We start from the raw sequence: 14,035 nt of genomic DNA, 5'->3' as shown, positions 1-14,035 counted from the left end.
AGAACAAATCGAAAGTATTCGCATTATTCGCCCTGATTGACAAGATCGATTATAAGAATGGCCGGATGCGGACAAACGCTGGACAGGTGACGTCATATGTCTCATGCGACGAGGCCGTCACCGCACGTCGCGGCGGCTCCGGCCTGAGCCCGTGCACCGATCCGATCCGGGGTGACGTCCGAACCCGGGAAGCATTCCGGGAGCCGGCCGGGAGAGCGGCTCCCGGGCGGCGCGGGGCGCGGGCTACTGGGTCCTGACGGAGGGAGAGGAGTCCGTGCAGGAGCCGGTCGGCGGGACCGGCGGGGCCGCCCGCACCACCCGGTCGCGCCCCGCCCCCTTGGCCGCGTAGAGGGCGAGGTCGGCGCGGTGCAGCAGGTCGGACGGGCGCTCGCGGCCGTCCCAGAGCGCCAGGCCCGCCGAGAAGGTCTGGCCCTCCGGCGTGGCGGCGCGCAGCATGGCCAGCAGCCGCTCGGCCCCGTCGGGGCCGCGTCCGGGCATGACGAGCACGAACTCCTCGCCGCCGTAGCGGGCCAGCATGTCGCGCCCGCCCAGCGTCAGGCTCCACGCGGTGGCGGCGCCCGCCAGCAGCAGGTCGCCGGCCTGGTGGCCCCGGGTGTCGTTGAACTGCTTGAAGTGGTCGAGGTCCAGGATGGCCAGGCTGAGCGGTGTGCCGTCCCGCTCCGCGCTCTCGTACTCGCGGGCCAGCTGGGCGTCCAGGGTGCGGCGGTTGGGCAGGCCGGTGAGCGTGTCGGTGCGGGCCACCTCGTCCAGCATGCGGGCCTGCTCCTGCAGGCGGTGCAGGAGGTCTCCCATACGCGCCACCACCAGCACGAAGAGCAGGGCGGAGGTGATGGTCACGGGCCAGGCGCTCAGCGGGAAGCCGGCCAGCAGCTGGGCGGCCAGCGTTCCGGGGGCCAGCAGGACGACGACCGTCAGCATGAACAGCCGCCGGGTGGTGAAGACGGGCGCGCCGTCCGGCGAGGCGCGCAGCAGGTCGCCCGCCGAGGGGTGCAGCGCCGCCGCCCCCCACACCACGTAGGACAGCAGGAAGGGCGCGTCCCAGATCGGCAGCCCGGAGACCTCCTCCCCCACGCCGGGGATCAGGGAGATGAAGACCACGTCACCGGCGAGCAGGGAGAGCATGGCCAGGGTGATCAGCTGGAAGGACGGGGTCCGCAGGCCCCCGACGGCCAGAAGCCGGACGAGGCCGGCGAGCAGCACCACGTCGGCGAGCGGGTACGCCAGGGCCACCACCTGGGTGGAGGTGGAGTCGTGGCCGCCGATGTTCGGCTCGATCAGGAGCACCCAGTAGGGCAGGACGAGGCCGACCGTGACGATGGCGCTGTCCAGCAGGGCCCCGCGCGCGCCGGGCGCCCGCCGGTGCCGGGCGAGCAGCAGCAGGGCCGCCGTGACGAACGGGTACTGCATCAGGTAGGCGAAGTCGGCGGGGGAGGGGAAGGGGTCCACCCCGGCGATGTGGTCGTAGTAGAGCCACATGAGGTCGCCGGTGGAGGCGCCGAGCAGGCCGAGGCCCATCAGCGCCCAGGACAGGCCGACCGCGCCGCGCAGGCGGGCGGCCGCCGCGAGCGAGGCCGCCACCCCGGCCAGCCCGATCGAGGCGTAGAACGCGTCGCGGGCGATCCCGTACGGCAGCAGCACGTAGCCCCCCACGGCGAGCATGCCGCCGAGGAGGTAGAAGCGCCAGATCCGGGAGCCGTCCACGCCGTTCTGTCGGCGGGCCGGGCGCGGAACTGAGGAGAAAGCCGGGCCGGGCGCGGAACCGGGAGGACGGGCCGGGAAAAGAACAGGTCCCCGGCCGCGGAGGACGGGGACCCTGAGGTGTGGTGGACGATACAGGGATTGAACCTGTGACCTCTTCCGTGTCAGGGAAGCGCTCTCCCGCTGAGCTAATCGTCCGGGTCGGGAAGACCGGAGGTGGAGACGGGATTTGAACCCGTGTACACGGCTTTGCAGGCCGTTGCCTCGCCTCTCGGCCACTCCACCGAGTGAGCCCCGAGGGGCCTGCCTCGAGCGGAAGACGGGATTCGAACCCGCGACCCTCACCTTGGCAAGGTGATGCTCTACCCCTGAGCCACTTCCGCGTGTGTTCCCGGGAGAACCCGGTGCCACGGAGAGAACTTTAGCGAATAGGCGGCGACTCCCCAAACCGGATCGCCCCGCCGGAGCCGTCCGGCGGGAGAATGTAAGGGCCTAGCATGGGTAGCACCGGTTACATCGAATGCGAGAGAGTGACAGCATGCGCGACAACGTGGTCGTGAACATCGGGCCCGAGCCGCTCACCTTCGGCGAGGTCGTCGCCGTGGCCAGGCATGGCTCCGCCGTACGGCTCACCGACGACGCCGTGGCCGCCATGGCCGCGGCCCGCACCCGGGTCGACGAGCTCGCCGAGAGCCCCGTCCCCGCCTACGGGGTCTCGACCGGCTTCGGGGCGCTGGCCACCCGGCACATCGAGCCCTCGCTGCGCGCGAGGCTCCAGCGCTCCCTGGTCCGCTCGCACGCCGCCGGCTCCGGGCCGGAGGTGGAGACCGAGGTGACGCGTGCGCTGATGCTGCTGCGCCTGCACACCCTGGCCACCGGCCACACCGGTGTGCGCCCGAGGACCGCGAAGGTGCTCGAGGCCCTTCTCAACGCGCGCATCACCCCGGTCGTGCACGAGTACGGCAGCCTGGGCTGCTCCGGCGACCTCGCCCCGCTCTCCCACGTCGCCCTGACGATCATGGGGGAGGGCGTGGTCCGCGACGCCGCCGGGAAACTCCTCGACGCGGCCGAGGCGCTCAAGCAGGCGGGCATCGAGCCGGTCGAGCTGGCCGCCAAGGAGGGCCTGGCGCTCATCAACGGCACCGACGGCATGCTGGGCATGCTGGTCCTGGCCCTGGACGACCTGGCGCGGCTGTTCACGACCGCCGACATCGGCGCCGCCATGAGCGTGGAGGCGCTGCTCGGCACCGACCGGGTCTTCGCCGCCGACCTGCAGGCCCTGCGCCCGCACCCGGGCCAGGCCGCCAGCGCGGCCAACCTGCGCGCGCTGCTGGCCGGCTCCGGCATCATGGCCAGCCATCGGGACGGCACCTGCACCCGCGTCCAGGACGCCTACTCGCTGCGCTGCGCCCCCCAGGTCGCCGGGGCCGGCCGGGACACCCTGGCGCACGCCGCCTCGGTCGCCACGCGCGAGCTCGCCTCCGCCGTCGACAACCCGGTGGTCCTGGCCGACGGCCGGGTGGAGTCCAACGGCAACTTCCACGGCGCCCCCGTCGGCTACGTGCTGGACTTCCTGGCCGTCGCGGTCGCCGACCTGGCGAGCATCTCCGAACGGCGCACCGACCGCATGCTCGACGTGGCCCGCAACCACGGCCTGCCCGCCTTCCTCGCCGACGACCCCGGGGTGGACTCCGGCCACATGATCGCGCAGTACACCCAGGCCGCGATCGTCTCCGAGCTCAAGCGCCTGGCCGTGCCCGCCAGCGTGGACTCCATCCCGAGCTCCGCCATGCAGGAGGACCACGTCTCCATGGGCTGGTCGGCCGGGCGCAAGCTGCGCCGCGCGGTGGACGGGCTGACCCGGGTGCTGGCCGTGGAGATCCTCACCGCGGCCCGCGCGCTCGAGCTGCGGGCGCCGCACCGGCCCGCCCCCGCGACCGGGGCCGTGGTGGCGGCGCTGCGCGAGGAGGTCTCCGGCCCCGGCGCGGACCGCTTCCTCGCGCCGGAGATCGAGACGGTGGTCCGGATGGTCGGGGACGGCACGCTCGTGGCCGCCGCGGAGGCGGTCACCGGCCCGCTGGCCTGAGGCGCCGGGCAACGGGGCCCGGCGGCGGGGCGGGTGCCCGTCGTCCGGTGCCCGTCGTCCGGTGCCCGTCGTCCGGTGCCCGTCGTCCGGTGCCCGTCGTCCGGTGGCCGGGATCCGGTGCCCGTCATCCGGTGCCCGCGGGCGCCGGAGCGGCCGCCGGGCCGCCCCGGGCCCCGGGGAGGGGTTCACGGGGCGCCGGGGACGACCGCCGTCACCTCCGCCTCGATCAGCAGCCCCGGCCGGAAGAGCCGTGCGACCTCCACGGTCGTGCTGGCCGGCGGCTCACCGGTGATGAAGCGCCGCCGGACGGCCCCGTACTCCGGCAGCAGCGACATGTCGGTGACGAACGTCCGGATGTGGGTCACGTCGTCGAAGGTGCAGCCCTGGTCGGCGAGGATGCGCGCCAGCGACTCCATGACGTGCTCCGCCTGGCGTGTCATGTCGCCCTCGCCGACCACGTTCCCGTCGGCGTCCAGCGCCACCTGCCCGGAGACGGACAGCAGGTTCCCCGCGAGGGTGGCGTGGGAGTAGAGCCCGTTGGTCGCCGGGACCGAGGCGGGGTTGAGCCTGCGGACCCCGGCCCCGGGGGTGTGCGACCGGCCGGTCTCCGCGACGTGCCGGAAGACGGCCGTCAGGTCCTCGCCACCCAGCCCGGCGGAGACCGCGCCCTCCAGCCGCCCCCTCGCCGCCGCGGCGAGCGTCTGGACCGGGTGCGCGGCCAGCTCCAGGTCCTTGGCGGCCAGGTCCAGACCGTAGCGGCGTTCGGCGAGGCGATCCCCGATCGCCGGGCGGACCCGCCCGGCCAGCGCGCCGAGCGGGGTGCCGCCCAGTACCTCCAGCAGCGTCCCCGCCTCCACGCCGAGCGCCTCGCCGTACGCCAGGGCCTCGGCGAGCAGCACCTGCGCGGGGACCAGCGCGCTCATCACGGCCAGCTTCAGCGCCGCCCCCGCACCGGGCCCGCCCGCCTCCCGCACGGTGCCGAACACGCCGAGCACCCGGCGGCAGCGCTCCAGGTCCTCCGGAGTCCCGCCGGCCAGGACCGTCAGCGTGCCGTCCCGGGCGGGCTCCACGCTGCCCAGCACCGGGGCGTCCACCAGCCCCACCCCCGCGGGCAGCAGGCCGCGCAGGCGGGCCACCGCCTCGGGGCCGATCGTGGACATCTCCACGACCACGGCCCCCTCCCGCAGCCCGGGCGCCGCCTCCGCGAGCACCCGCTCCACCGCCGCCGGGTCGCGCAGCACCGTGACGACGAGACCGGCGTCCGCCACCGCCTCGGCGGGGGAGGCGGCCGTCACGGTGCCCTCCACCGCGCGCGGGGTGCGGTTCCACACCGTCACCTTGTGCCCGGCCGCCACGAGCCGCCGGGCCATCGGGGCGCCCATGCGCCCCAGTCCGAGAAAAGCGATCACGTCCCCCGACGCTAGGCAGTGGCACGGCATTCCACCAGCGACTACTTTTCATAGGGCCCATGCAGAGGAGGAATGTGTTCGAGACCGACGCCCTGCGCCTGCTGGACGCCGTCGCCCGGACCGGGTCGTTCACCGCCGCGGCCGCCGAGCTGAACTACACCCAGTCCGCCGTCTCCCGGCGCATCGCCTCTCTGGAGCAGCAGGCCGGCGGCCCGCTGTTCGAACGGCTGCCCCGCGGCGTACGGCCGACGCCCGCCGGGGAACTGCTCTGGGAGCACGCCCGCGCCGTCCTCAACCGCCTGGCCCGGGCCCGCGACGACCTCGCGGGCATCCACGGCGGCTACCGCGGGCGGGTCCGCGTCGGCGCGTTCGCCACCGCCAACGTCGCGCTGGTCCCCGCCGCCCTGCGCGCCTTCCGGCAGGAGTTCCCCGAGGTCGAGCTCACCCCGGTCGAGGGGCCCAGCGGGGGGCTGCTGCGCCGGATGCGCGAGGGGGGCCTGGATCTCGCCGTGGTCAGCGACTACCCGTCAGGGCTCCCGTACGGCGGAGGCGATCGTGGCGGTGAGGGCGGCGGTGGGGCCGAGTTCACCGAGCTGACCGCTGACGAGCTGTTCGTCGCGCTGCCCCGAGACCACCCGCTGGCGGAGGGCGCCCCCGGCGACCCCGTCGACCTGCGCGACCTGCGCGAGGAGACCTGGATCGAGGCGCCCCCGCCGGGCGGGCGCACCATGCTGGCCGACGCCTGCGCCCGGGCCGGGTTCACCCCGCGGGCGAGCATCCGGATCAGCGAGTGGACGGGCAAGTACGGGTTCGTCGCGGCCGGGCTCGGCGTCACGCTGGTACCGGCCCTCGCGGTGCCCGCCGTGCCGGAGGGCCTGGCGGTCCGCTCCCTCGGCGCCTTCGCGCCGCACCGGACCGTCTACGCGGCGCTGCCGCGGACCGCGCCGCCCGCCGCCCGGGCGCTGGCCCGCCTGCTCCGGGAGGAGGCACGGCGGCAGGCGGTGCGGTCCGCGCGCCGCGCGGCGGGACAATAGGGGGGTGCACGACTCGTTCGCCCACGTCGGCGGCCTGCTGGCCACCCGCCTCCTCGACGTCACGACCGACCTGTCCGCGCTGGACGGCGAGGGCTGGTGGGCCGTCGTGGTCGACTACGAGGGCAAGGTCACCTGCGCCCGGTTCGCCGACGTCCGGCCCGCGCCGCTGCCGGCGCCCCGCCGGCCCTGGCGCGGCCCGCACCCGTCGCAGTGGCGCAGCTCGCTGGAGCGGGCGGCCTACGAGGAGGGCGTGCGCCGCATCCGCGGGCACATCGAGCGCGGCGAGGTCTACCAGGCCAACCTCTGCCGGGTGCTCGCCGCGCCGCTCCCGCCGGACCAGGATCCCGCGGCCCTCGCGCTCCGACTGGCGGAGGGCAACCCCGCCCCCTACGCCGCCGTGGTGAGCCTGCCGGAGCGCGCCGTGATCTCGGCCTCGCCGGAGCTCTACCTGTCCAGGGACGGCGACGTGATCGAGTCCAGGCCGATCAAGGGGACCGGGGCCACCGCGGCCGACCTGCTGGAGAAGGACCACGCCGAGAACGTGATGATCGTCGATCTGGTCCGCAACGACCTGGGCCGGGTCGCCGCCGTGGGCTCGGTGACGGTCCCGGCGCTGTGCGAGGTGGAGCAGCACCCCGGGCTGGTGCACCTGGTCTCCACCGTCCGGGCCCGGCTGGCGCCGGAGGCCGGCTGGCCCGAGCTGTTCGCCGCGACGTTCCCCCCGGGCTCGGTGACCGGCGCGCCGAAGTCCTCCGCCCTGCGGATCATCGACGAACTCGAACCCGAGCCGCGCGGGCCGTACTGTGGTGCCGTGGGCTGGGTCGACGCCGACCGGCACCGGGCGTCGCTGGCCGTCGGAATCCGCACGTTCTGGCTCTCGTCCGGCGTCATCCGCTTCGGCACGGGCGCGGGCATCACCTGGGGGAGCGATCCACGGCGTGAATGGCACGAGACCGAGTTGAAGGCGTCCCGGCTCATCGCCCTCGCCTCCACCCCTTGAAGGAGATATCCCGATGAACGTTCCCGTGTGGGTCAACGGGGAACTGACCGACCCGGCGCAGGCCGCGGTCTCCGTCTTCGACCACGGCCTCATCGTGGGCGACGGCGTCTTCGAGACCGTCAAGTGCGTCGGCGGCGCCCCCTTCGCCCTCACCCGCCACCTCGAGCGGCTGCGTCTGTCGGCACGGCGGATGGAGCTCCCCGAGCCGGACACGGACGCCATCACCGAAGGGGTGCGGGCCTGCCTGGCCGCCGCGCCCGCCTGGCCGCTCGGCCGGATCCGCATCACCTGCACCAGCGGGCCGGGCCCTCTCGGCTCCGACCGCGGCGGCCACGGCCTCACCACCGTGGTCATCGTCGCCGAGCAGAAGCCGTTCCCCGCCACCGCCGACGTCGTCGTGGTGCCGTGGCCGCGCAACGAGCGCGGCGCGCTGGCCGGGGTGAAGAGCACCTCGTACGCCGAGAACGCCCGGGCGCTCCTGCACGCCAGGACCCGGGGCGGCGGCGAGGCGATCTTCGCGAACACGGCCGGGAACCTCTGCGAGGGCACCGGGAGCAACGTCTTCATCGTGCGCGACGGCCGCCTGATCACGCCCACGCTCGACTCCGGCTGCCTGGCCGGCGTCACCCGCGCGCTCACCCTCCAGTGGTGCGGGGGCGAGGAGGAGGACGTCCCGCTGGAGGCGCTCTACGAGGCCGAGGAGGCGTTCCTGACCTCGACCACCCGCGACGTCCAGCCGATCCGCGCGGTCGACGGGACCGTGCTCCCGGCCGCCCCCGGCCCGATCACCACGAAGGTGATGCGGGTCTTCGCCGAGCGCGCCGCGGACGACCTCGACCCGTGACGGGCCGCCCGCTCCGCCACAGCAGCACCGCGCCGGACAGGATCAGCAGGCCCGCGCCGCCCACGCCCCCGCCGACGGCGAGATACCAGGGATCCAGCTCGGGGCGGGTGGTCGGTGCTGACCCGTCCGGCGCGGCGAGGTGCTCCTTCCCCTCGTGCGGGCGCGGGGCGACGGGTGCCGTCCGCGGGGACCCGGCGGCGGTCACGGCCCGCGCCGCGTCGATCATCCCGTAGCCGACCTCGGCGTTCCAGCCGCCCGCCGGATGCCGGGCCGTACGGGTCAGGACGGCCCGGACCTGGCCGGGGGTCAGCCCGGGGTTGCGGGACAGCAGGAGGGCGGCCACCCCCGCGGCCAGCGCCGCGGCCGGCGAGGTGCCGCTGACGGCCTCGTAGCCGCCGGTGCTGCGGGCGCTGACGATCCCGACCCCCGGCGCCGCGACGGTGTTGACCGCCTTGACGCTGGAGAACTCCGCCCGGCGGCCGTCCCGGCCGACCGCGGCGACGGAGATCACCCCCGGGTAGCCCGCCGGGAACGAGGTCGCGTTGGAGGAGCCCTTCCCTCCCTCGTTGCCCGCCGAGGCGACCACCGTCACCCCCCGGTTGACGGCGTACGCGACCGCCTCGGCCTCGTCGGAGGAGTAACCGCGCGCCGCCGACGGATCGCTGCCCAGCGACATGGAGATCACCTTCGCCCCGTGGTCGACCGCGTGGCGGATGCCCTCGGCGAGCGGAGCCAGCCCGTTCGGGCCGGGCTTGACCGGGTCCTTCTCCGCGGGATCCTCTCCCTCCAGGATCACCTGGAGGGAGAGGACCTCCGCCTCCGGCGCGGCGATGAGGACGGCGTGGGCCATGGCCGTGCCGTGCCGGCCCCGGTGCTCGCTGCCCTCGGGCAGCGTGCTCCGCACGAAGGCGGGGCCCTCGGTGACCTTCCCGCGCAGGGCCGGGTGCCCGGCGGCCACCCCGGTGTCCAGGACCGCCACCGTCACGCCCGCGCCCCGGGAGAGCTGGTGCGCCTGCCGCAGCCGCATGGCCGTCGCCTCCCACCCCGCCCGGGCGGGGTCGGTCGCGTGCGCGGGGGAGGCTCCCAGCAGTACGGCCAGGGAGGTCAGGACGGCCAGGACGGCCGCCGCCCTTCTCGCCGGGCCGCTCCCCGCGCCCGGGCCCTCGCCCGCCGCCCTCGTGCGCACCGGGGTCCTTCCCCGGGCGGTCCTTCTCATCGGGCCTTCTTCTCGTCCGGGAGTCCGTCCAGGTGCGTGGCGAACATCATGGCCAGGTCGCCCGCGGCACTCGCCCAGGGCCTGCGCTCCACGTGCAGCCCGCGCTCCGAGCGCCACGGCGCCGGGATGCGGGTGGCGAGCCGGCCGTCGGCCGCCCCGGTGGTCACGGCGACGACGTGGTGGATGTACGACGTGAACACCCCGACCCCGGTGGCGGCGTTGCGCCGATCGTCCCGCCACCGGGCGGCCACCGTCCCGGGGACCGGATGGCTCCGCACGGCCAGGTCGGGCCGGTCCTCATCCGCCTGCCGGCGCAGATACTCGCCGATCTCGTCCTCGGCGGTTCTGCCGGGCAGGCCGATCACCGCCACGGTGGCGACCATGTCCCCGGCCGGGTCCGCGTAGGTCGCCCGGACCACGCCCTGGCAGCCGGCCGCCTCGGCGCGCTCGGCGGTCCGCCCGGTCAGCCCGGCCGCGCAGGAGGTCTGCGGGGCGATGCCGAGCCGCACCCACTGGGCGTCGGGGGCGTCGCGCCTCATCGAGATCCGCTCAGGGAAGATCTTCTCGGCGGGGACGTTGCGCCACAGGTTCGCCCAGTAGGCGTCGTTCCTGATCTCCTGCCTGCTGTTGCGCACCCCGTGCAGGGCGACCCCTCCGCCGGCGAGGAGCAGCAGCACCCCGACGGCGGCCAGCAGGACGCTCACGGCCCGTCGCCCGGTCCGGGCCCCGCCGGACGGCGGAGCCGGGGGAGGCGGCGGAGGGGACCAGGAGGGCGGAGCGCCGTACAGGGGAGGCGGAGCCTCGTACGGGGGAGGCGGAGCGGATCCGGCAGGAGAACGTCCAGGAGGCGGATATCCGGGCTGAGGGTGCGGGCCCTGGGGCATCGATCTCCTGCGACGGCGTCATGATCGGACAAGACGGACGTCACCATACCGGGCGTAGAGCGAGCCAAAGGGACCATTCCCCCATGTTGGAAGAATGGTCCCCGGTCGCTATTCATGAAGATTCAGTAGGACGTCTGGCTCTGCGGGTTGAGCTCCTTCAGCGGCGCGGCCGTCTTCGCCGGGTCGGTGAGCGGGTCGTCGATGCGGAGCACGTCCAGGCCCCGGGTGATGTCGCTGGAGTAGATGTGGCCGTTGTAGTAGTAGGCCGACCAGGAGCCGCCCACGCCGCTGACCGGGCCGCGCTCGAAGAAGCCGATCTCCCGCGGGTTCGCCGCGTCGGTGAAGTCCCAGATCGACACCCCGCCCTGGTACCACGCCTGGACCATGATGTCCTTGCCGGGGACCGGGATCAGCCCGCCGTTGTGGGCGACGCAGTTCTCGTCCATCTGCTGCTCGCGAGGGATCTTGAAGTAGCCGCGCCGGGTGAGGGTGCGGTCCGCGCCGAGGTCGTAGACGGCGCTGGCGCCCTTGGTCCGGGGGGTGTTCCGGTCGCAGGTGGCGGCCACGCCGCCGCCCAGCTCGTCACCGAAGACGATCTTGGTGGCGTCGTTGTTGAAGGTGGCCGAGTGCCAGATGGAGAAGTTCTCCTCGTCGCTCACGTGCTGGAGCACCCTGGGCTTCACCGGGTCGGCGATGTCCAGCAGGATGCCGTCACCGAAGCAGGCGGCGGCGGCGAGGTCCTTGGCCGGGTAGGCCGTGATGTCGTGGCAGCCGCCGATCTCCGTCTGCGCGCCCTCCTCGGCGATCACCGGCGTGGCGACGACCTTCGCCGCCTGCGGGTTCCCGACCGGGACCTCGACGATCGAGAAGATGTTGTGCGGCCCGGGGCAGGTGGCGGTGCCCTCGGGGCCGGGGGAGGAGACGTAGAGGTAGAGCGTGTCCGCGGTCTTGCCCGGCACGAGGGTGTGGGTGTGCGAGCCGCAGGCGGTGGCGACCGCCGAGACGAACTTCGGGTGGGCCTTGTCGGAGACGTCGAAGATGCGGATGCCCTCCCACTCCTGACTTCCCTCCCCGCGGCTCTCCCCGGCGTCGCATCCGGGGCCGCCGCGCGGGGTGTCCACGGAGAGGAAGAGCAGGTTCCCGCTCACCGAGACGTCGTTCTGCTCACCGGGGCAGAGCACCCGGCTGACCACCGCCGGCTTGGCCGGGTCGGAGATGTCGAAGACGGTGAAGCCCTCGTAGTTGCCGACGAACACGTGCTCGCCCTGGAAGGCCAGGTCGGTGCCCCACGCCTGAGGACCGTCCAGGGGCGCCTGCGGCGGCACGTTGGCGACGTGGGTGACGTTGGCGCTGTGCAGCGCGTCGCCGGAGCCGCTCGCCGCGGGAGCGGACGCCGCGGGGGCGCTCGCCGCGGGCGAGGAGGCCGTACCCGGGCCCGGTGGCTCGGGGTCCGCGCCGCAGCCCCCCAGAACAAGCATCGCCGCCAGCGCGAACGCCACGGTTGATCGCACAGTGCCCCCATCGATTTGGATGTTTACGCATTATGGATGGTATGGGGATTATGTGCCGGGCGAGTCTCGTCCTCGCCGTGATCGCGACGGCGGCGGTCACGGCGGGCTGTTCCGCGTCCGAGGCGGGAACGTCGTCGCCGCTGGTGGCAGGGACCGGCGCGCCGGTCATCGTGCCGGGCGGCCCCGGAGACGCCGGCCGTACGGCGGCGCCGGGGGAGCGGCTCGGGGAGTCGGAGGCGCGGGTCACCGCGGCCGACGTGCGGTTCGCCGAGGGCATGATCCCGCACCACCGCCAGGCGCTGGAGATGGCGGCGCTGGTCCCGGAGCGGTCGTCGTCGCGGAAGGTGCGCACGCTCGCCGAGCGGATCGCCGCGGCGCAGCGGCCGGAGATCGAGGCCATGAGGTCGTGGCTGGAGTCGGTCGGCCGGACTTCCGGGGCACACGGGATCCACGGCGACGGGCATCCGGTCACCGAGGAGGAGATGAACCGGCTCAGGACCGCCCGGGGCCGCGCCTTCGACGAGCTCTTCCTGACCCTGATGATCCGTCACCACGAGGCGGCGCTGGAGATGGCCACCGGGCAGCTGGGGGCCGGCGCCGACCGGACCATGACCGCCATGGCCGGAGACGTCGTCTCCGGGCAGGGCGTCGAGATCTCCCGCATGCGGGAGATGCTGGAGGAACTGTAGGGGACGGGGGCTTTCTGGGGGTCAGGAGCTCCAGAGCATGTTGCTCAGCTCGGCGTCGAGGTCCATGAAGTCGGTCTCGCGGCCGGCGGCGACCAGCTCGTAGGTCCGGTGCAGGAACTCGGTGAGCGGAGCCAGCGGCACCTCGAACAGGGCTTGCCCGAACGGCGAGGTGAGGCTGATGTGCAGGGTGCGCTCCCCGTCGGCGCGGGCCGGCCACACCTGGACGTCGCCGTCGCCGACCCGCCGCACGATGCCGACGGTCAGCAGCTCGCGGGCGAAGATCCACTCGACCGGCTCGTCGTTCCCCACGTGGAAGGCCATCCGGATCGCGTACGGATCGTCGGCCGTGTAGCTGAGTCCGGCGAGCAGCGGGACGGTGCTACGGTCGGGGACCACAAGCCGAAGGCCCAGCTCGGCAGAGACGGTGGTGCTGTTCATCGTCAGCCAAACCTTTTCGTCGTCGGTCCCCTCTGCGGGGCTGTCACTGCTCTGGCGGGCTTCGTCCATGGCTATGACGCGGAACGAAGGAACCCGTAGGAAAGATTCCGCCTCCAGGCCCTTCTGTAACGCACATCACAGTGCGACATTCTGGTACCTAGCTGGCCAAACGTCATCAACGGCGTCATATTTCCAAGGGTTTTGCGCATCGTTTCCATCACACTCGGCTCCCCGTGAGGGGTGCGCTGGGCGAAGGGGGCTAGCTCGGGTCGTACGGTACTTCTGCGGATCAGGACGATGCTATGACACCGTAGCCCCCCAGTGGGCCCCATCTTCGGACCTTCGTCCCCCGCCGGTCCCCGGGCCCCCCGGGCGCCTGCCGCCGTCCTCAAGATCATGTCCCGTCCATGTCGTTTCGCCAGTGGTCCCGGATTGCTGTATGGTTTTCCACGTCGGCACCGCGAGGAGCCGGACGGGGCGGGCGATTAGCTCAGCGGGAGAGCGCTTCGTTCACACCGAAGAGGTCACTGGTTCGATCCCAGTATCGCCCACACAGGTAAGACGCAGGTGAAGGCCCGGTGGTTGGCAACGACCACCGGGCCTTTGCGTTGACCGGGACACCTTCCTTCCTCCGCCCTCCCCCTCCGCGGACCCTCCTTCTCTCCCGCGGGCACCGCCGCTCCCGGAGGGCGACCCCGCCCGAGCGGGCGGAGCGGCACCGGTCCGCGCCGCCGGGGACACGGGGTCTCCCCGGCGACGGGACCGGCGTGCGATCCGGCGCCGGCCGGCCTTTGGCCGCCACGGGCACGGGCTTGCCGGAATTTTTCACCCCGGGCTCCGGGGAAGGGGCGGGAAACTTTCATCGGATATGCGGTCGTGAATTGCGAAAACCGTCTCCTTTGTCCAGAGGAAACGGCTGGTGAACACGTGTAACCCCAGGTCACAGCAGGGCTCTCCGCCGGGAGGCGGTGCTTTGAGTGATTGACACGGGGGAGCGCCGGACCGGAGTCTGTGGGGCGACGGCGGGCCCGTGACGGCGGTCCGGCCGCCCCGGGAACGGCTCCGGAAACGGCCGGGAAAAAGAAAAGGAGAAGGACCGTCCGGGCGCGGGAAGGCGCCGGACGGCGGTTACGGACCAGAGGTGATCCGATGACGTTCGACCGGTTCCACGGCCCGGTGCTCTCGCTCTTCCGCACCGTGACGGG

11 protein-coding genes and 4 tRNA genes are annotated in these 14,035 nt (G+C 73.6%); 6 read left to right on the top strand and 9 right to left on the bottom strand.

Annotated elements, in window-relative coordinates:
• Nucleotides 1-243 precede the first annotated feature (243 nt).
• The 4 genes from ACFOWE_RS00745 to ACFOWE_RS00730 all read right to left on the bottom strand — a co-directional run bounded on the left by ACFOWE_RS00745 (nucleotide 244) and on the right by ACFOWE_RS00730 (nucleotide 2,102).
• Entirely contained in the window at nucleotides 244-1,722 is a 1,479-nt protein-coding gene (locus tag ACFOWE_RS00745) for a GGDEF domain-containing protein (RefSeq protein WP_377284766.1), read from the bottom strand.
• Nucleotides 1,723-1,842: 120 nt separating this feature from the next.
• Nucleotides 1,843-1,917: transfer RNA gene (locus ACFOWE_RS00740), tRNA-Val, on the bottom strand.
• A 16-nt stretch (nucleotides 1,918-1,933) separates the two neighbouring features.
• Nucleotides 1,934-2,004: transfer RNA gene (locus tag ACFOWE_RS00735), tRNA-Cys, on the bottom strand.
• A gap of 26 nt (nucleotides 2,005-2,030) precedes the next feature.
• A tRNA-Gly gene (locus ACFOWE_RS00730) sits at nucleotides 2,031-2,102 on the bottom strand.
• 155 nt (nucleotides 2,103-2,257) lie between these two features.
• Between ACFOWE_RS00730 and hutH the strand changes: the two genes are divergently transcribed.
• Nucleotides 2,258-3,805 carry a histidine ammonia-lyase gene (gene hutH, locus ACFOWE_RS00725; protein WP_377284765.1) on the top strand — a complete coding sequence of 516 codons (1,548 nt, stop codon included), beginning with the start codon at nucleotides 2,258-2,260 and terminating at the stop codon, nucleotides 3,803-3,805.
• Between the two features lie 185 nt (nucleotides 3,806-3,990).
• Here hutH and ACFOWE_RS00720 read toward each other — a convergent pair whose 3' ends face one another.
• Complete coding sequence (locus tag ACFOWE_RS00720; protein WP_377284764.1) at nucleotides 3,991-5,214, bottom strand: NAD(P)-binding domain-containing protein; 1,224 nt, start codon at nucleotides 5,212-5,214, stop codon at nucleotides 3,991-3,993.
• Nucleotides 5,215-5,273: 59 nt separating this feature from the next.
• Between ACFOWE_RS00720 and ACFOWE_RS00715 the strand changes: the two genes are divergently transcribed.
• From ACFOWE_RS00715 to ACFOWE_RS00705, 3 genes are read left to right on the top strand one after another with little or no spacing between them, the layout of a single operon-like run.
• On the top strand, nucleotides 5,274-6,248 hold the full coding sequence (locus tag ACFOWE_RS00715) for a LysR family transcriptional regulator (RefSeq protein WP_377284763.1): 975 nt from the start codon (nucleotides 5,274-5,276) through the stop codon (nucleotides 6,246-6,248).
• A 4-nt stretch (nucleotides 6,249-6,252) separates the two neighbouring features.
• A complete protein-coding gene (locus ACFOWE_RS00710) occupies nucleotides 6,253-7,248 on the top strand; it encodes a chorismate-binding protein (RefSeq protein WP_377284762.1) in 996 nt (331 codons plus the stop codon).
• A gap of 13 nt (nucleotides 7,249-7,261) precedes the next feature.
• A complete protein-coding gene (locus ACFOWE_RS00705) occupies nucleotides 7,262-8,092 on the top strand; it encodes an aminotransferase class IV (RefSeq protein ID WP_377284761.1) in 831 nt (276 codons plus the stop codon).
• On the opposite strand, the gene ACFOWE_RS00700 is transcribed toward ACFOWE_RS00705, so the two are convergent.
• From ACFOWE_RS00700 to ACFOWE_RS00690, 3 genes are all read right to left on the bottom strand, one after another.
• A complete protein-coding gene (locus ACFOWE_RS00700) occupies nucleotides 8,034-9,308 on the bottom strand; it encodes a S8 family serine peptidase (RefSeq protein WP_377284760.1) in 1,275 nt (424 codons plus the stop codon). The two genes, ACFOWE_RS00705 and ACFOWE_RS00700, sit on opposite strands and share 59 nt — an antisense overlap.
• Nucleotides 9,305-10,012, bottom strand: a complete 708-nt coding sequence (locus tag ACFOWE_RS00695) for a hypothetical protein (RefSeq protein WP_377284759.1) — start codon at nucleotides 10,010-10,012, stop codon at nucleotides 9,305-9,307. The genes ACFOWE_RS00700 and ACFOWE_RS00695 overlap by 4 nt, the downstream gene beginning before the upstream one ends.
• A gap of 302 nt (nucleotides 10,013-10,314) precedes the next feature.
• Nucleotides 10,315-11,703, bottom strand: coding sequence for an LVIVD repeat-containing protein (locus tag ACFOWE_RS00690; protein ID WP_377284758.1), 1,389 nt, complete (start codon nucleotides 11,701-11,703; stop codon nucleotides 10,315-10,317).
• 41 nt (nucleotides 11,704-11,744) lie between these two features.
• On the opposite strand from ACFOWE_RS00690, the gene ACFOWE_RS00685 reads away from it, so the two are divergent.
• Nucleotides 11,745-12,392: a DUF305 domain-containing protein gene (locus tag ACFOWE_RS00685; protein WP_377284757.1), complete on the top strand. Its 648-nt coding sequence runs from the start codon at nucleotides 11,745-11,747 to the stop codon at nucleotides 12,390-12,392.
• Between the two features lie 21 nt (nucleotides 12,393-12,413).
• Here the strand turns inward: ACFOWE_RS00685 and ACFOWE_RS00680 are convergent, their stop codons facing one another.
• Nucleotides 12,414-12,830 (bottom strand): SsgA family sporulation/cell division regulator, encoded by a 417-nt coding sequence (locus ACFOWE_RS00680; protein WP_377284756.1) that lies wholly within the window; start codon nucleotides 12,828-12,830, stop codon nucleotides 12,414-12,416.
• 479 nt (nucleotides 12,831-13,309) lie between these two features.
• On the opposite strand from ACFOWE_RS00680, the gene ACFOWE_RS00675 reads away from it, so the two are divergent.
• Nucleotides 13,310-13,381 (top strand) — tRNA-Val (locus tag ACFOWE_RS00675).
• Nucleotides 13,382-14,035 lie beyond the last annotated feature (654 nt).

It is taken from the genome of Planomonospora corallina (assembly GCF_042650625.1).
In the GTDB taxonomy this organism is placed as follows: Bacteria; Actinomycetota; Actinomycetes; order Streptosporangiales; family Streptosporangiaceae; genus Planomonospora_B; species Planomonospora_B corallina.
The sequence above is the reverse complement of the archived record's forward strand: the minus strand, read 5'-3'. Positions and strand labels throughout refer to the sequence as shown.